Raw genomic sequence first — 17,811 nt, 5'->3', positions numbered from 1 at the left:
TTTATTGCGGTTTAAATTGCTTTAGTCTTTCTGTCTAGTAATAACTCACTGACGTTATTTGGGGGCTATAAGCTTAATCAATATCGTGTCAGATAAATAAGCTTCATCTACATCTTCTAATTTGTTATAACGGATCATCGATCGCAGACCATCAATATAGGCTTGTCCACGTTCAGAATACTTATCTAACGTTCCTGCTAATTCTAACCCTGTAATAGCTTTATTTTCTTGGCGCAACTGAGCCCTTAATACACGCAGCTTTTTATAAGCCCCAGTGATATTAATGTTAAGCATATAACCCTCAACAGAATCTAATGGACTATCAAAACGGGCTAAACCATAATTACCTAGCTCTTTACGTTGCTGTTTAGGTGTCATGCCTTTTCCAGAAAAATCCCACTGACCAAAAAAAGCATTACCTTCTTCGGTAAAGCGTGACGTAGCCCAGCCACTTTCCTCTGCAGCTTGAGCCAATGCAAGAGATGGCGGCATAATATCGACTTGTTGCAACAATTGTTGACGTTGTTTGCTCGTTAAACTTAAGCTTTCATTGTTAACTAAACGATATTTCTTAGCTATTTTAAGCAATGTTTTCGATGACAACGGCGCTGACTTTACAATGTTGCGTTCTGCGAGAATATTTTCATTAGACATTAAAACTAAAGGTGCCATTAAGCGAAAAAACACCTGCTTCTTTTGTTTGACGGGAATTTTACTCGACGTTTCTTTCCATTGCTCACTAACGCCTTCGAACGTTAACCTTGGTACTTCTCTATCACCATTTTTCCAATCGTTACTGGTGTAATGGTGTTTTTTAAATAAGGACATTAAGCCATCTAAAGATCGAATTTCGACTTCGACAAATTGATTTTTTCCGTCATATGCATCAGTAAGTAGGCTGGTGATACTTGTTAGCACAAGTATCAATGCGACCGATGTTTTAATCATAGAGCTATCCTTAATAGAGAAAACTGAAGTAAACACTAATCTGATCAATAAATTAGTTTGATTGGTATAAATGCTATCAAGTAGGTATAGATTTGGATTGAAAGTAATGCAACTAATGGCTTGATTTTTTACAAAAGCAGTGCCTATTATCTTTGTTTTAGATCTGATTTTTATAGTGAAATTATGAGTTTTGCAAAGACGATTTATTGATATGATGTTTTTTAATAGCAATTAATGCTATAAATAATGTCCCTTAATACTGCTCATTAGATTCAGTATCCCATGATAGCGAAAGTTGAGCTTTAAATACCTGATGATGCAACGCCTAACACAAATAATATTGCTATTTTTTTTACTAACGGTGGCAAGTCTGACAACGGTTGATAAAACGTGGGCACAGGATAGCCAATTAACTAAAAAGCTTATCGAGATTAACAAAAAAGCAGATAAAAAGGCCGCGTTAGAAGCGTTATTAAATCTCTATAAATCAGCAGAACTCGATTCTGGTGAGAAGGCTGAAGTTTCACTTAATCAAGGAAAGGTACTGTTTACCTTACATCAATATGACCAAGGTATCGATGCAGTTAATAACGCCATCGAATTGGCCCATGAATCTAATCATTTCAGCTTAAAAGCACAAGCCCATAAGATGCTAGGTATATTGTATTATTATCAGGGTGAATTAAAATCAGCACTAAAGGCTTATCAAGCATCATTAGTCTATTATCAGACGAACCAAGCTGATGATATAAATAATTTTGCGATTGAACGAGCAAATTTATTTAATAATGTTGCCCTTGTTTATACTTATTTGGGTGAATCAGATTTAGCTTTAGTAAATTATCAATTTGCGGAGTCACTCTATACACAATATGGCGATGAAGCTGACCAAATAGACGTTAGATACAACATAGCTTCACTTCTCATCAGCTTAAGGCGTTACGATAGCGCAATTGATATGTTGAAAGTAATTATTGATAAGCGTATCCAGTTGAATGATAGCTATGGTATTGCATCAGCAAGAGCTGATATTGGTATTGCTTATAAACATTCAGGACAATTCAAGTTAGGTAAGGAAAATATATTAGCGGCTTTAACGTACTTTCAAAAACATGACTATACGCATGATATCGCTTCACAGTTGCATAATATGTCTGAAATATATAATGATACCTTTGATGTTGAACAAGCCATTTTATATGCTCAACAGGCGTTAATTGTTAGTAAAGAAGTAGGGCATCAAAAAGCCTATGCAGGAAGCTTACAGAGTCTTGCTAAAGCTTACTTTTATTCTGGAGATCTAGTACAAGCGGAACAATACATTGAACGCTCAATTGCGGTAGGGCAAAAAATTGATTATCAAACATTACTTACTGAAAATTTGTCAATTTCGTCTCTGATAAGTGCCAGTCAACAACAATTTATTAAGGCACTTTCTGAACATCAACGTTATGAGAAAAGTTATCTAATTACCTCGAACAATATGCTGAATGACAAGTTGGCAGAATTCGAATCAGAGCAGCTTAGTCAGAAAATAGTCGATTTAGAACAGCGTAGAAAACTGCAGATATTACAATCAGCCAAAGTCGAGCAGCAACGTAATATTATTATTTTAACCCTAATATTAGTGCTCGTGGTGGCCTTTTTTATCTATCGCCGTTACCTTGAAAAGCGCTTAACACAAGAGTTGGAGTTGCGGGTAAAACAGCGCACGCATGAACTTGAAGATTTGACCATAGAATTAGAGAAAGCGAATCAAGTTAAAAGTCAATTTTTAGCTAATATGAGTCATGAGATTCGCACACCGCTAACTGCCATTGTTGGTCATGCGGAAGCCATTATCCATGACGATATTGATAAAGATAAAGTACATGAAGATATTGAAGTAATCCATGGCAATAGTTTACATTTACTTGAACTCATTAATGATATTTTGGACCTAAGCCGTATTGAAGCAAATAAATTTGAACTAGAAGTGCAGCCACTTGATTTGGCTGAATTAATTCAAGATTTGTCACATACCTTTACCTCTCAAGCTCAACAAAAACAGTTGGATTTTACTATTGAGCATCAATTACCTGCACCTTTTATTATTCATATTGACAGTTTACGGTTAAAACAAATTTTACTTAACTTATGTGCTAACGCGATTAAATTCACTGAAAGCGGTCAGGTAATGCTAAGTATTACTCAGCAAAAAGAAGAACTCGTTTTTACGGTAACTGATACCGGCATAGGCTTAAGTGAAGAGCATTTAGCTCAAGTCTTTGAAATTTTCACTCAAGCAGATAATAGCATCAGCAGGCGTTTTGGCGGCTCAGGACTTGGACTGACTTTATCAAACCAGCTAGCAAAATTAATGTTAGGAAATATCGAGGTAACCAGTGAGTTAGGGAAGGGGAGTTGTTTTTGTTTAACGCTACCTTATCAACATGATACTGACGACAGTGTAAATACCTTAACTGATTTACCGCCTGTTGAATGTAGTGAAATATTCTTTAGCGGAAAAATCTTATTGGCTGAGGATCATGATGATAATCGACGGTTGATAGCTCGTTTATTGACGAGTTTAGGTCTAGAAGTTATTGTCGCCAGAAATGGTAAGGAAGCAGTGAAACTTTGCGTTGAGCATCAACCCGATTTAGTGCTCTTGGATATTCAAATGCCCGAAATGGATGGCGTTGAAGCTTTTAAAGCCTTACGTGCTTTAGGTTGTAATCAACCTATTTATGCTTTAACCGCTAACGCCATGTCCCATGAAGTTAGCCAATACCTAGGGTTAGGTTTTACTGGGCATTTAAAGAAACCTATTGAAAGAAAACTCTTTATTGCCACTATTGCTAAGTACTTCACTGCTCATAATGAAAAAATATTATTTACTGACCAAAAAAATAAGTCAGCAGAGCATGCTTTGACAGCAAATGAAGTTGTTAATAAAGTGGATAAAAGCTTATCCCAAGTTGACTTAAGCGATTTAGTCGCTGAATTTAAAGCCAACCTCAGTAACGATAAGCGAGACCTTATTCTCTATAGCGATAATGATGATATAAAGAAAATTTCTTATCTCGCACATCGCTTAGCTGGGGCGGCACAAATGTTTGGCTTTGTGGAACTTAATCAAGCAGCAAAAGAGTTAGAGACTATAATTAAGAGAGAATCAATGACAGATAAGCCAGCACACTTATTAATTGGTGAATTGACTCATTGTTTGATTGATGAAATTAATTTGATTGAGCAACAGTAGTATTCGTATGGTGAAACAATTTTCTTATTCTCAGGCATTGCTTGCTTTAGCAATTGCTTTTTTAGCCTTGTCTCTATTCAAGTTAACTTTGCATGTGCCTGCCATTATCAGTGTTATTGAAAAGACCACACAAACAGTCGATTTAGTTAGTCCGAAAGTTGATGATATTGTTAGTGAAGTCGCCTTGGTCAGAATTGAAGTGGGTAAAGTGAGGGAATTAGTCGCTCAACAAACACCCGCTATCTTATCGCAAGTTGAGGCTTCTCTTCCTGTGGTGCAACAAGTCGTAGTTGAAAGCGAATATTATTCAAGGCAATTACCAACACTACTAAGTCAAATCGCGAGCATTGAACAGCAAGTAGCAAAACTACAGGCGTCTATGCCAGCGATACTTAAACGTGTTGATGCTGTTGTTAAAACTACCAATAATACCACTGAAGAAGTCGCTCGTTGGCGACCGCATTCCACACGTTACCTTGAAGAAATAGAGCTCTCCAGAGGTTATATTCCAGAGTACCTATCACGTATTGAAAATACTATTGTTGATGCTAAGACTGTTGGCTCAGAAGCGAGTAGCGGTTTAGTATCTGGCTTTTTTAAAGGCGTAATTAACCTGCCATTTGAAGTGGTGTCTGGCTTAACAGGTATTGTCGATGCAGACTCTCGCTCTGCTAAGTACTTAACCGCTCAAGATGTAGCATTAATGCAGGAAAAAGTAGTGGCATTACTCAATGACAGCAATCAAACAAAGTCGGTTTGGCAAAATGTTAAGAGTGGTAATCGTGGCACTATTATAAAGGGGAAAAAGGCTACTCGTAATAAACAACAATGTATTAATATTACTTTTAATAATCACTTTGGCGACGATAAAGAAACACTTAAAGAGTTAATGTGCATAAATGATAAAGGATTATGGAAGGTGATTTAAGTGGTTACCGTCTAAGTAAGCTAATAACCCTTTTATTAAATTGCTGTGCGCTTATGCGGATTAAAATATCCAAGTCTAAGTATCGCTCTAATTTATTTTCTCTACGTAAAACAAGATCATAAACTTAATGAAAGTAGTATAAAATAATATTTATTGTGTACAATACAAACAATATAAGTTTGTCATATAAAATACGCTAATAGGAATGGAAAATGGCTAGAGAACAATTTGGTATTTGTGCTGAACCAAACCTTCATGGAAATTATCTATTATTTAACGCACTCGATGATAAGAATGCATTTATTCGTGCGGCAATTTCTCGTCTACCCAAGCTTTTTGATAATTATTCTGATCAGTTTTCAGAAGCAAACCTTATTGGCGTTGTCGCTATTGGTGATGCTTATTGGGATGAATTTTATCCCCAAGCACGTCCAGCGATGTTAGCGCCATTTCCTGCAATGCATAGTGATGACAGAGTTGCACCGACAAATAGTTATGATATTTATATTGAAATTCGCAGTGATCGCGCCGATGTTAATCATATTGTCAGCACTAAGGTGTGTGAGTTACTCGGTGATAGTGTTGAATTAATTGAACAAGTACAAGCTTTTAGATTTTTAGATGGCAGAGATTTAACTGGTTTTGTTGATGGTACTGAAAACCCTCAAGGTTTACATCGTCGAGAAGTCGCTTTGGTTAAAGAGCAAGATGATATTAACTTTACTGGCGGTAGTTATTTGCACACTCAACGGTATCAACATAATTTAACACTTTGGGGATCGCTGGCTGAACATGAACAAGAAGATGTTTATGGTCGAACCAAACTAGATAACGTTGAATATGATAGCGAAGATAAGGCACTGACTGCGCATACTAAACGTACCAGCCTTAAAGATGAGCAAGGAAATAGTATTGAAATTGTCAGGCAAAGCATGCCTTATGGCGACATGAAGCGTAAAGGCTTATTTTTTGTGTCGTATTGTCAGTCACCTAAGCCCTTTGAAACTATGCTTAAAAGCATGATTCATGGTGATGGGCATGGTAATTCAGATCATTTACTTAAATATACCCAAGCCGAAACGGGCAGTGCTTTTTTTGCGCCGAGTTTGACCTTTCTTGCTCATGTTGCAGATATTGACTAAACCTTTATTCTTTTAGGTAGTTACTATGAACAAATGTCCTAGTCTACTGACTGCTCTTTAGGCTCCATTGTCTATTCAGCTTTCTGCTCAGCTAAAGCTACATGATAATCTTGGGCAATATAGTGCCCTTGATTAATAGCTAACTCTGACTCTGGGGCTAGCGTACCTAAAGGCAGTAACGCTGGTCCCGTAGGCTCAGCTAACAAATACTTTACTTTATTATGGGTAATCGTTACTTCTCCTGCTTCGCCCTCTATATTAATTCCAATAAAAGCATGACCATCAATATAGATTAAAGCCATATCAATACGTGGCATCAAAGCCCTTAATAACGCCGCAGTTAATGTCATTTTACTATCGCAATCGCCTTGGTTTTCCCACAGTAATTGTAATGGTGGATTAAAACCCGCACCGGAAGAAGTCAGGCGAGAGTCTAAGGTGTTATAAGGAATACTCTGTACAAAACCCAATACGTAGTTGGTGACTTTTCGAATATTCTTAATTGAGACATGATCTAAAATTAGTGGCTTTAATGGTTTTAAATCAATGACCGAATTATTCGCAATACTTACATGATCTACTTTAATACCATTTATCTGTTCATGATTGGTAAACGTTTGATAATAGGTATCCTCAAGATACTGTTGCCTGACTTCATTCTCAAGTCTAGCTAATGTTTGATAAGCTTTCGCTACTTTATCTCTATCTGAGCCCTTGGCTTCAATGACAAACCTATTTTGTTGTTGTCGATAAAATATTTGCACGCCCTGAATAGGGCTTTGTTGCATTTTTTTCTTAATACGCTTGAGAATCGTTTTTTGTGCGTAACTATCTTGGTAAGTTCTGAAATTCCTAAAGCGCTCAAATAACCCATCTTGATTTAAGGTAAAGCTAATAGCTTGTTTGGTTTTGGTGTGATCGAGCCATTGGTATTGAAAGTTATACCCTTGGTCTACTTGAGTTTTACTAAAGCTCAATTGCTGTGCTTGCGCTTTAGTCATAAATACTAATAGCAAGGTCATTATCGTTAACGGAAGATGATGCTTTTTAAAAAAGGCATAAGGTAAATCGATGCTCACGTAATTGTTACTCGCTAGTACAGAGGTTAGTAAAGTTATTATCACTTTCTTAATTTTCATATCTATCCCTACCATTGGAATCACTCTCGCATTCTGAAACATGCATCTCGATTGATAACGGATATAAAGCCTAAATAACACATTAACTTAGTTTTAAATATGATAACAAATAGCGATCAAAGTTCTAACCAGTAAATACCATTATTTATCTGAATAACCTTCCCATTAAGTAAAAAATACTGAGCTATTGTTCGATATAGCTTTACATTTTCATGATTTACATTATTATTCAAACAAGTGTTTTAATTGTGTGTTTACCACACAGAAATAAAAATTTAATAAGGGAAGTCATCATGGCTGAGTATAAAGTTCCGTTAAAAGAGATGAGTTTTTTGCTTTATGAAGTATTTAAAGCGGATGATATGTGGCAAAAACTACCTAAATTAGCGGAGCAAGTTGATAAAGAAACAGCTCAAGCTATTTTACAAGAATGTGCCAAAATTGCTGAACAAGAACTTGATCCTATTGCTCGTCAAGGTGATGAAATTGGTGTGAGTTTTAAAGATGGTGTCGTTACCACTGCTCCTGGTTATAAAGAAGCGTTTAATACTTATGCTGAGGGAGGCTGGACTGCACTTGGCGGTGATGTTAACTATGGCGGCATGGGTATGCCAAAAATGTTAACTGCGATGCATGAAGAAATGTTGTGTAGCGCCGATATATCTTTTGCGCTTTATCCAGTGCTTACCGCAGGTGCGGCACTATCATTAGCAAAACATGGTAGTGATGAATTAAAAGAGCGCTATTTAACGCGCATGTATGCGGGTGATTGGTCTGCATCTATGTGTTTAACTGAATCACATTCTGGCTCTGATCTTGGCATTATCCGTACCAAAGCTATCCCGCAAGATGATGGTAGTTATAGCATTACGGGTAACAAAATATTTATCACGGGCGGTGAGCATGATCTTACTGAAAATATTGTTCATTTAGTCTTAGCAAAATTACCGGATGCACCAGCTGGACCTCGTGGTATTTCTCTATTTTTAGTGCCTAAATTTAATGTTAATGATGATGAAACGCTTGGTGAATATAACAATGTTAGTTGTGGCTCTATAGAACATAAAATGGGTATTCATGCCTCGGCAACTTGCGTCATGAATTTTGATGATTCAAAAGGTTTCTTAATTGGTGAACTAAATAAAGGCTTAGCATGTATGTTCACCATGATGAACTTTGAACGAATTGGTGTCGGTATCCAAGGTTTGAGTGCTGCAGTACGTTCTTATCAAAATGCGCTAGAGTACGCGAAAGACAGGTTACAAGGTCGAGCACTTGATAGTAAAACTAATGGTGTTAAAAATCCTGATCAAGAAGCCGACTCTATCATGGTTCATGGTGATGTTCGTCGTATGCTTTTAAATATGAAAGCACTGAATGAAGGATCACGCGCGCTTTCTAGTTATATTTCTATGCAACTGGATTACGCTACTTATGCTGAAGGCGAAGAACAAGTTAAAGGTGAAACATTAGCAGCATTGATGACACCTATTGCCAAAGCATTTTTCACCGATTTAGGTTTTGAAAATACAGTTGCGGGTCAACAAGTTTTTGGTGGCCATGGTTACATTCGTGAATGGGGTCAAGAGCAATTAGTACGTGATGCTCGAATTACCCAAATATACGAAGGCACCAATGGCATTCAAGCCATGGATTTATTAATGCGCAAAGTAGCTGGTTCAAAAGGTGCTATGCTAAAAGTGTTTACTGATGAAGTGAATACTTTCATTGAAAGCTGTTCACACGATCAAGCCATGAGTGAATTTATTACCCCTTTAGCTGCAGCCGTAACTGATTTAACTGAGTTAACGACTGATTTATTGTCTAAGTCACAAGATGACATAAATGAATTAGGCGCATCGGCAAATGACTATTTACATGTCTTTGGTTATACGGCGATGGCATTTGTTTGGGCGAAAATGGCACAAGTTTCTTTGTCACAGCAACAGAACAACGGTGAAAGCGGTGAAGATTTTTATCAAAGTAAAGTGCATACTGCTCGATATTTCTTTACTCGATTATTGCCACGTCGACTTTCATTAATTGCATCAGCAAAATCAGGCTGTGAATGTTTGTTTGCTATTGATGATGAGCTATTCTAAATACCTATGATTGGCTCTGTTAGGGGCCGCTTTTTCTTTTTGGGAAAAAGCGCCCCCTAAACACCACCTTCATCACCCCTGTCGCTAAAAATAGACACCATTTCAGTAAAAAAATTATTTTTTTGTCCTTTTCTGGGATTACTTGCCACAAAAGTCCACAATTTCATCTACTTCCTCGAAAGCCTTAATTTTACTGGTGTTATAGCCAGTGTATCCATACTCGTTTTTCGTTTTCCTCACTTGACAGATCGTTGCTTTTTTCACTAAACTGTAGCAATGTGGAAAAAAGTGGAGAAATGTGGATCTTAGAATCACATTATCAAACACTTGTTTATTTATTGTTCAAAAGAGTGAAGTAACAACAGATATGTTTAGAGGCACTAGCGCAATTACGCTTGACAGCAAAAATAGGATCACGATACCTACTAAGTATCGCGAAGAGCTATTTGCTGATTGCCAAGGAAAAATGGTCTGTACGGTTGATATTCAACATCCGTGTTTATTACTTTACCCGCTACCCGAATGGGAAGAAATTGAATTAAAGCTGTGCAATCTATCAAGCATGAACCCGCAAGAGCGTTTATTGCAGCAAGTTATTTTAGGTAATGCTAGTGACTGCGAGATGGATAAAAACGGCAGACTATTAATAAACGGTCCTTTAAGACAGCATGCAAGTTTAGAAAAAAATGTCATGCTTGTTGGTCAATTGAAAAAATTTGAAATTTGGCATGACACAGCATGGCAATCGCAAATGCTTCAGGGCATTAGCAAAATACAATCGGGTGAAATTGAATTGACTGAACGCCTACTAGATTTATCACTTTAGTTTTTACCAAAGTCACTTTTTAAAAATAAATGCGTTAACAAGGGTTATAAAAATATAACATGGAACTAGACACCACTCATATCTCAGTGTTGCTCAATGAAGCCGTTGATGGCTTAGCTATAACCGATGACGGTTGTTATATCGATTGTACTTTCGGTCGCGGCGGTCACTCTTCAGTCATTCTTTCTAAGTTATCAGACAATGGACGTTTAATCGCCATTGATCGTGATCCTACAGCAATTACCGCCGCTGAAAAGTTCAAAGATGATAAGCGTTTTTTGATTGAGCACCAAGGCTTTGCTGCTTTGGCTGAAATTGCAGAAAAGCACGAGTTAACTGGTAAGGTTGACGGTATTTTGCTTGATCTTGGCGTATCTTCTCCTCAACTTGACGAAGCTGAACGCGGTTTCAGCTTCATGAAAGATGGTCCACTCGATATGCGTATGGATACCAGTAAAGGCCAGACAGCAGCAGAATGGCTAGCGGTTGCCGATGTTGAGGACATCACTTGGGTATTACGTACTTTTGGTGAAGAAAAACATGCATGGCGAATCGCCAATGCTATTGTTGATACCCGAGAAGAAACACCATTAACTAGAACAAGCCAATTAGCAAAACTCATTAAAACTACTGCTCCTCAAAGAGAAATAAAAAAGCATCCAGCAACACGAAGCTTTCAAGCTATTCGTATGTATATTAATAGTGAATTGGATCAAATAGAGAAAGCCCTTGTTGCTTCTCTTGACGTGCTAGCAGAAGGCGGACGTCTTGTTGTTATTAGTTTTCATTCACTTGAAGATCGTTTAGTTAAACAGTTTATGAAAAAACATTCCCAAGGTAAAAAAGTTCCACGTGGCTTACCTATAAGTGAAATTGAATTAAATAAGGGCAAAAAACTTTCTTTAGTTGGTCGTAGGTTAAAACCAAGTCAAACGGAAGTTGAAGAAAATGTTCGCTCTCGCAGTTCAGTATTACGTGTTGCAGAGCGTTTAGAAAGAAACACTGATTAGTTATGGCTGCGCGTGCCTTAGTTTTTGATATTTGGCAAGATATTGTCCGTTATAGCGTTACTTATATTTTGTTGTTGTTTGTCGTGATGTCTTCGTTTTCTGTGATCTATTACAGTCATATCAATAGACAGACAACCAGTGAACTTGAAGTCTTATTGTCACAAAAAGATGACTTAAATATTGAATGGCGCAATTTATTATTAGAACAAAGTAGTTTGGCTGAGCACAGCGCAATTGAGAGTAAAGCAAAAAACTTATTGGATATGAAACGTCCGAATGGAAATTCGGAAGTGATTGTCACCTTGGAATAAAAACAGAATGTGGGTTCAAGTTTCTTAAAAGTATAAGTTAATAGTTAACAAAGATAGAAAAACTTTAGCTGAATTTGAGTTAGATATAAGCCAAGCATAAGTTAGGCAACAGCAAAACAATAATATATATGGAGCGGTGTGAATAAAAAAGCAGCCAAAAACAATAACCCACTAAATACCGCCCCATGGCGTTATTATTTAGTGCTGGCTGTTGTTGCTCTTATTTATATCAGTTTGATGGCGCGAACCGCTTATATCCAAATTATTGAACCTGAAATGCTGAAAAAACAAGGCGACTTACGCTCTTTACGCGTTGCCGCTAATACGGTTCAACGCGGCTCTATTGTTGATCGAAATGGTGCTGAACTCGCTATTAGTGTACCGGTTGAAACTGTTTGGGCTGATCCTAAGATTATTATGGATAATAATGCCATCGCTATGACCAAACATTGGCAAGCCCTCGCAGATGTACTCGATCAAGATATAAATAAATTGATCGCTCGTGTAGTTAAAAACCCACGTAAACGTTTTATTTATCTCGAACGTAAAATTTCGCCAGCTATGGCGAGTTACATCAAAGAATTAAAAATCCCAGGAATACATTTACGTAAGGAATCAAAGCGTTTTTACCCTACCGGTGAAATTAGTGCTCACCTTATTGGTTTCACCAATGTGGATGATAAAGGCATTGAAGGCATCGAGCGCATGTATGATGACTTACTCACGGGGACAGGTGGCGCTAAACGCTTTAGAAAAGATGCTAAAGGGCGAAAAATTGAAATTATCTCTGTTGAAGAACCAGAACAAGCGCAAGATATTACCTTAAGTATCGACCAACGAATTCAAGCGATTGCTTATAAAGAACTTAAAGGTGCTGTGCAGGCATTTAAAGCGACTTCTGGCTCAGTAGTGGTAGCAAATATCCATACCGGTGAGATATTGGCCATGACGAATAGCCCATCGTATAATCCAAATAACCGTCGTAACACAGCAATTCATCGCTTTAGAAATCGCGCCATTACTGATATCTACGAGCCTGGATCTACCATGAAACCACTCACTGCGTTAACGGCGTTAGAGTTTGGTTCAGCTAAAGCTAATTCTATTATAAATACCAGCCCTGGTTGGATGCGTTTAGGCGGACGTCGAGTAAGCGATCCTATTAACCGTGGTAAGTTATCAATTGAAGAAATTTTGGTCACTTCATCAAATATGGGTACCACTAAATTGGCGCTCTCTGTGCCAAAGGATTATTTGTTAACTAAATTTTTTGATGCGGGTTTTGCTGATGATACAGGCACTAACCTAGTTGGTGAGAGCGTTGGCATGATGCATGATAGAAGCCGTTGGTCTAAGTTCGAATTAGCAACCCTCTCTTGGGGCGCGGGACTTGCGATTACTCCTGCGCAATTAACACGTTTTTACATGGCTCTGGCTAATGGTGGAATAAAACGTAAATTAACCATTGTTAAAAGCAGTGATAAAACGACTGACCCAGAAGATCAAGAAAGAATTTTTTCTGCCAAGAATAGTCTCGCTATTACTCATATGCTTGAAGCTGTGGTAGATGAACATGTACCAAAAGCAAAAATTGATGGTTATCGTGTCGGTGGTAAAACTGGCACTTCAATTAAAGCAGTTGCTGGTGGTTATGGTAATGATTACGTTGCTTTATTTGCCGGTATTGCACCTATTTCTAATCCTGAAATAGTTGTCGTTGTGGTCATTAACGAACCAAGTGGTGACCTTTATCATGGTGGCGAAGTCGCCGCACCGGTATTTTCACGGGTGATGAAAGGTGCTTTACGTGTTCTTAATGTTGCTCCGGATGCACAAAAGTCACGAACAGCCAGTAAGCATATCAAGCTCACACATCCAGCACAAAAACCAGTAGCAGGAGAGCATCATGCCTAAACCTGCTAGCCAAAGTATTTTTACATATCTGAGTGTGTTTTCCATTGAACTACCTAGCTCGATTAATTTAATGGGCTTTTGCGGTGATCTTCACAACGATAGTCGAGCGATTGTTGATGGTGACATTTTCTGCGCTATTATTGGTCATGATCAAGACGGTCGCCAATATATTGAGCAAGCAATAAAACAGGGGGCTAAGCTAGTAGTTGCTGAGTGCGAGAATATTACCGAGCATGGTGATGTTACTTTTGCGTCAAGCGATAACACGGTAGCGATTGTTAAGTTCTATCAACTTAACCAGCATTTATTTACCCTAACAAAAAATTACTATCAAGCGCCGCAAGATAATATGACGCTAGTGGGCATTACCGGCACTAATGGTAAAACTACCACCAGTCAGTTATTAGCTCAAATGCTTAGTGCTTACCAAAAAACGTGTGCTGTTATTGGTACTAATGGTGCAGGTAGTATCGATAATTTACATCCTATAGAAAATACTACTCCCGGTGCTTGTGAGTTACACCAATTATTTAAGCGTTTTAGCGATGAACAATTTAGTTATGTAGCGATGGAAGTGTCTTCTCATGCGCTATCACAAAATCGCGTGCAAGCAGATTTATTCGATATAGCGATTTTTACTAATTTAAGCAGAGATCATCTTGATTACCATGGTTCAATGGCAAGTTATGGTGAGTCGAAAAAGCAAATTTTTAGTGCGGATAGTAACCAAGTTGCAGTAGTGAACTTTGATGATCAACAAGCAAAAAAATGGCTAGAGAATTGGCCGAAGCAACAAACTCTTTGGTTATATAGCCGTGAAACCGATAATAGTAATTATAAAAACTTTGTAACCGCTAAAGGTATTAATCACCATAGACATGGTGTCTCATTTACTTTAATGAGTCATTTAGGCGATATCGATATTACCAGTCCATTATTGGGCGACTTCAATATTGATAATTTATTGGCGGCTATCAGTGTGCTGCTTATCCAAGGCATACCATTAAGCGAGATCCCTCATTTAGTCACTCAAGTAAGCGCAATTGCTGGGCGAATGGAAGCAACCAGTGCTAAAAATTTAGCAACTGCCGTGGTCGATTATGCTCACACGCCTGATGCGTTGGAAAAAGCGCTGCAAGCCTGTCGTCAACATTGTGCAGGTGAGCTTTATGTTGTGTTTGGCTGTGGCGGTGATAGAGATAAAGGTAAAAGGCCCTTAATGGCACAAGCGGCAGAAAAATATGCTGACCATTTGGTCGTTACTAATGATAACCCGCGTAGTGAAGATGCCCAGTTGATAGCAAATGATATTGTTGCCGGTTTTACCTGTCCAGATGCAGAGCAAATATCGATTATTTTAGAAAGAGAACAAGCGGTATTGAAAACTCTGAATAAAGCAAAACCTGGCGATATAGTACTGTTGGCAGGTAAAGGCCACGAAGATTACGTCATTGTGGCTAAGCATGATGAAAAGGGCGGAATCGTTGGTACCCAGAAATTAGCTTACAACGAACGTTTAGTCGTGAAAAATTTTTATCAAAAGCACGCTGGTTTGGCCGTATTGTCTGATGAGGCAAACTTATGATTACTATTTCACTAACTACTTTAGTTAAAGTTACTGATGGCGAACTCATTGTTCCAGCAATACAAACAGCGTTAAGCCTTGATGAATTAGTTATCGACGATTTAGTTATTGATAGTCGTGCTATCAAAGAGCATTCTGACAAGTGTTCTGCTTTCCTTGCTCTTAAAGGACCTAATTTTGATGGCCACCGCTTTGCAGAGCAAGTTATCAAACAAGGCTGTCAATTACTCATCGTTGATCATCATTTGAGCGCAGTGACGGATACCGCGCAATTAATCGTGAGTGATACGCGAATAGCGCTAGGTAAAATTGCTGCTTTTGTTAAAAAAGAAGTCGCACCAAAAACGGTGGGCATTACCGGTAGTAGTGGAAAAACAACGGTTAAAGAAATGGTTGCGGCCATATTATCTCGTTTAGGTAAGGTCTTAGCAACGAATGGTAATTTCAATAATGATATTGGCGTACCATTAACATTACTTCGCTTAGATAACAGCCATGATTTTGCTGTTATTGAAATGGGTGCTAATCATATGGGTGAAATTGCTTATACCACAGCGTTAACTCAGCCAGATGTTGCCGTGATTAATAATATTGCTGCAGCGCACCTAGAGGGTTTTGGCGATTTATGTGGCGTAGCTCGGGCAAAAGGTGAAATATTTTCAGGGCTTGGTGAAAATGGTGTTGCTCTCTATAACAAAGACACCAAGTACACCAGCAAATGGCAATGGCGTTTAACGGATAAAACGGTTCGTACCTTTTCTTGTGTTAATAAAGCCAATTGTTATAGCGAAAAGGTCAGCTTAGACAAAAATGGCTGTGCCAGCTTTACCTTGCAAAGCGAGCAAGGTTCTTGTGTTATGACTTTAACGGTACCTGGTAAACATAATGTTTGTAATGCGGTTGCTGCGGCTGCTATTGCGTTAGAATTTGGTGCCAGTCTTGAGGACATTCAGTTAGGTTTAGCCCAAATGCAGCCAGTAAAAGGTCGACTAAATTTACATCAATTAGAAAATAAAAAAACGGGCTGCAACGTAAAACTGATTGATGATAGCTATAACGCAAATCTTGAATCAGCAAAAGCGGCAGCGCAATTATTATCAAGCTATCCAGGTAAGCAATTACTTATTCTAGGTGACATGGGCGAGCTAGGCAGTGAAGCGCGTAGTTATCATCAAGAAGTTGGTGGGTTTGCTAAGCACTTACAGTTAAATACTCTCTTGTCGTTAGGTGTGTTAAGTCAAAGTGCCAGTGATGCTTTTGCCAAAGACAATCACAAAAATGATCAAAGTCAGCATTTCAATCAAAGAGCTGATTTGATGACCCATTTATTTACCATGTTGAGTCAACAATTGTCTGTTGGTCAGCAAGATATTGCTATTTTAGTTAAAGGCTCTCGAAGTGCGCATATGGAGCATGTAGTGACAGAAATTATTGATTGGTTTGAACAAATGAATGCCGAGCAAGCTATGAATCAAGAACAAAGTACTAGCCAAATAAATGTAGCTAGTGATAATCAAAGTAAAGAAGGTATGGCTTAATGTTATTGTGGTTAGGTGAGTATTTAACTCAATTTTATTCAGCGTTTAATGTTTTCTCTTATTTAACATTTCGCGCCATTATCAGCACGCTAACCGCGTTGTTTATATCATTGTATTTTGGTCCCAAACTTATTCGTTATTTGCAAAAAATGCAAATAGGTCAAACGGTAAGAGATGATGGTCCTGAAAGTCATTTATCTAAATCAGGTACGCCCACCATGGGCGGTCTGTTAATACTCGCGTCTATTGTGATCAGTGTTTTACTCTGGGCCGATTTAAGCAATATTTATGTTTGGGTGGTGTTATTCGTAATAGTGAGCTTTGGCATTGTTGGTTTTGTCGATGATTACCGTAAAGTTATTCGTAAAGACGCGAACGGTCTAATAGCTCGTTGGAAATACTTTTGGCAAACCGTCATCGGTTTAAGCACGGCGCTATTTTTATATTTTATTGCACAAGGCCCAAATGAAACGGCGCTATTAGTTCCTTTTGTGAAAGAATTGTTACCGCAGTTAGGCATTTTTTATGTGGTGATGAGCTATTTCGTTATTGTCGGCACCTCAAATGCGGTTAACTTAACCGATGGTCTTGATGGCTTAGCTATTGTACCTACCATTATGGTCGCAGGAGCGTTTGCTTTATTTGCCTATGTTACAGGTCATGTGAACTTTTCTGCTTATTTGAATATCCCACATATCGCCTTAACAAGTGAATTAGTTATTGTCTGTACTGCCATTGTCGGTGCAGGACTAGGGTTCTTATGGTTTAACACCTATCCAGCACAAGTTTTTATGGGCGATGTCGGCTCACTGGCCTTGGGTGCTGCACTTGGCGTAATTGCGATTCTTGTTCGCCAAGAGTTAGTTTTATTTATTATGGGCGGTGTTTTTGTTATGGAAACCGTCTCGGTCATTTTACAGGTTGGTTCCTATAAAATGCGTGGTCAGCGTATTTTCCGTATGGCACCAATTCATCACCATTATGAATTAAAAGGTTGGCCAGAGCCGCGAGTTATTGTTCGCTTCTGGATTATCTCATTGATATTAGTGCTGATTGGTTTAGCCACATTGAAGTTACGCTAAATAATATTTTAAAAAAGATCGATAAACTAAATAAGGTAAATT

13 protein-coding genes are annotated in these 17,811 nt (G+C 38.1%); 11 read left to right on the top strand and 2 right to left on the bottom strand.

What is annotated here, in order from left to right:
• Positions 1–54: 54 nt before the first annotated feature.
• A complete protein-coding gene (locus CPS_RS20090; protein ID WP_011045211.1) occupies positions 55–948 on the bottom strand; it encodes a glucosaminidase domain-containing protein in 894 nt (297 codons plus the stop codon).
• Positions 949–1,261: 313 nt separating this feature from the next.
• Here CPS_RS20090 and CPS_RS20085 point away from each other — a divergent pair, with 313 nt between their 5' ends.
• From CPS_RS20085 to CPS_RS20075, 3 genes are all read left to right on the top strand, one after another.
• Positions 1,262–4,192 (top strand): ATP-binding protein, encoded by a 2,931-nt coding sequence (locus CPS_RS20085; RefSeq protein ID WP_238383563.1) that lies wholly within the window; start codon positions 1,262–1,264, stop codon positions 4,190–4,192.
• A 7-nt stretch (positions 4,193–4,199) separates the two neighbouring features.
• Positions 4,200–5,120: an RT0821/Lpp0805 family surface protein gene (locus CPS_RS20080; RefSeq protein ID WP_011045209.1), complete on the top strand. Its 921-nt coding sequence runs from the start codon at positions 4,200–4,202 to the stop codon at positions 5,118–5,120.
• Positions 5,121–5,332: 212 nt separating this feature from the next.
• On the top strand, positions 5,333–6,262 hold the full coding sequence (locus tag CPS_RS20075) for a Dyp-type peroxidase (RefSeq protein WP_011045208.1): 930 nt from the start codon (positions 5,333–5,335) through the stop codon (positions 6,260–6,262).
• A 71-nt stretch (positions 6,263–6,333) separates the two neighbouring features.
• On the opposite strand, the gene CPS_RS20070 is transcribed toward CPS_RS20075, so the two are convergent.
• Positions 6,334–7,401: a hypothetical protein gene (locus CPS_RS20070; RefSeq protein WP_011045207.1), complete on the bottom strand. Its 1,068-nt coding sequence runs from the start codon at positions 7,399–7,401 to the stop codon at positions 6,334–6,336.
• Positions 7,402–7,694: 293 nt separating this feature from the next.
• On the opposite strand from CPS_RS20070, the gene CPS_RS20065 reads away from it, so the two are divergent.
• The 8 genes from CPS_RS20065 (at position 7,695) to mraY (ending at position 17,769) form a co-directional block, all read left to right on the top strand.
• Complete coding sequence (locus tag CPS_RS20065; RefSeq protein ID WP_011045205.1) at positions 7,695–9,503, top strand: acyl-CoA dehydrogenase C-terminal domain-containing protein; 1,809 nt, start codon at positions 7,695–7,697, stop codon at positions 9,501–9,503.
• A 367-nt stretch (positions 9,504–9,870) separates the two neighbouring features.
• Positions 9,871–10,329: a division/cell wall cluster transcriptional repressor MraZ gene (gene mraZ / locus CPS_RS20060; protein ID WP_011045203.1), complete on the top strand. Its 459-nt coding sequence runs from the start codon at positions 9,871–9,873 to the stop codon at positions 10,327–10,329.
• 59 nt (positions 10,330–10,388) lie between these two features.
• Positions 10,389–11,339, top strand: a complete 951-nt coding sequence (gene rsmH, locus CPS_RS20055; RefSeq protein ID WP_011045202.1) for a 16S rRNA (cytosine(1402)-N(4))-methyltransferase RsmH — start codon at positions 10,389–10,391, stop codon at positions 11,337–11,339.
• 2 nt (positions 11,340–11,341) lie between these two features.
• A complete protein-coding gene (gene ftsL / locus CPS_RS20050) occupies positions 11,342–11,650 on the top strand; it encodes a cell division protein FtsL (protein ID WP_011045201.1) in 309 nt (102 codons plus the stop codon).
• A gap of 138 nt (positions 11,651–11,788) precedes the next feature.
• Positions 11,789–13,564: a peptidoglycan glycosyltransferase FtsI gene (locus tag CPS_RS20045; RefSeq protein ID WP_011045200.1), complete on the top strand. Its 1,776-nt coding sequence runs from the start codon at positions 11,789–11,791 to the stop codon at positions 13,562–13,564.
• Positions 13,557–15,149, top strand: coding sequence for a UDP-N-acetylmuramoyl-L-alanyl-D-glutamate--2,6-diaminopimelate ligase (locus tag CPS_RS20040; RefSeq protein WP_011045199.1), 1,593 nt, complete (start codon positions 13,557–13,559; stop codon positions 15,147–15,149). Before CPS_RS20045 ends, CPS_RS20040 begins: the two co-directional genes overlap by 8 nt.
• The gene (locus CPS_RS20035) at positions 15,146–16,687 is read left to right on the top strand and encodes a UDP-N-acetylmuramoyl-tripeptide--D-alanyl-D-alanine ligase (protein WP_011045198.1); all 1,542 of its coding nucleotides are present in this window, start codon (positions 15,146–15,148) and stop codon (positions 16,685–16,687) included. The genes CPS_RS20040 and CPS_RS20035 overlap by 4 nt, the downstream gene beginning before the upstream one ends.
• Positions 16,687–17,769: a phospho-N-acetylmuramoyl-pentapeptide-transferase gene (gene mraY / locus CPS_RS20030; RefSeq protein ID WP_011045197.1), complete on the top strand. Its 1,083-nt coding sequence runs from the start codon at positions 16,687–16,689 to the stop codon at positions 17,767–17,769. Before CPS_RS20035 ends, mraY begins: the two co-directional genes overlap by 1 nt.
• The last annotated feature ends 42 nt before the right edge of the window (positions 17,770–17,811 follow it).

Origin of the sequence: Colwellia psychrerythraea 34H, assembly GCF_000012325.1 — a bacterium.
GTDB lineage: Bacteria > Pseudomonadota > Gammaproteobacteria > Enterobacterales > Alteromonadaceae > Colwellia > Colwellia psychrerythraea_A.
This window is presented reverse-complemented; position numbering and strand designations above follow the sequence as displayed.

Coding starts and splice junctions, on each gene's coding strand:
- CPS_RS20090 (WP_011045211.1), bottom strand. CDS start 948: ATGATTAAAACATCGGTCGCATTGATACTTGTGCTAACAAGTATCACC.
- CPS_RS20085 (WP_238383563.1), top strand. CDS start 1,262: ATGATGCAACGCCTAACACAAATAATATTGCTATTTTTTTTACTAACG.
- CPS_RS20080 (WP_011045209.1), top strand. CDS start 4,200: ATGGTGAAACAATTTTCTTATTCTCAGGCATTGCTTGCTTTAGCAATT.
- CPS_RS20075 (WP_011045208.1), top strand. CDS start 5,333: ATGGCTAGAGAACAATTTGGTATTTGTGCTGAACCAAACCTTCATGGA.
- CPS_RS20070 (WP_011045207.1), bottom strand. CDS start 7,401: ATGAAAATTAAGAAAGTGATAATAACTTTACTAACCTCTGTACTAGCG.
- CPS_RS20065 (WP_011045205.1), top strand. CDS start 7,695: ATGGCTGAGTATAAAGTTCCGTTAAAAGAGATGAGTTTTTTGCTTTAT.
- mraZ (WP_011045203.1), top strand. CDS start 9,871: ATGTTTAGAGGCACTAGCGCAATTACGCTTGACAGCAAAAATAGGATC.
- rsmH (WP_011045202.1), top strand. CDS start 10,389: ATGGAACTAGACACCACTCATATCTCAGTGTTGCTCAATGAAGCCGTT.
- ftsL (WP_011045201.1), top strand. CDS start 11,342: ATGGCTGCGCGTGCCTTAGTTTTTGATATTTGGCAAGATATTGTCCGT.
- CPS_RS20040 (WP_011045199.1), top strand. CDS start 13,557: ATGCCTAAACCTGCTAGCCAAAGTATTTTTACATATCTGAGTGTGTTT.
- CPS_RS20035 (WP_011045198.1), top strand. CDS start 15,146: ATGATTACTATTTCACTAACTACTTTAGTTAAAGTTACTGATGGCGAA.
- mraY (WP_011045197.1), top strand. CDS start 16,687: ATGTTATTGTGGTTAGGTGAGTATTTAACTCAATTTTATTCAGCGTTT.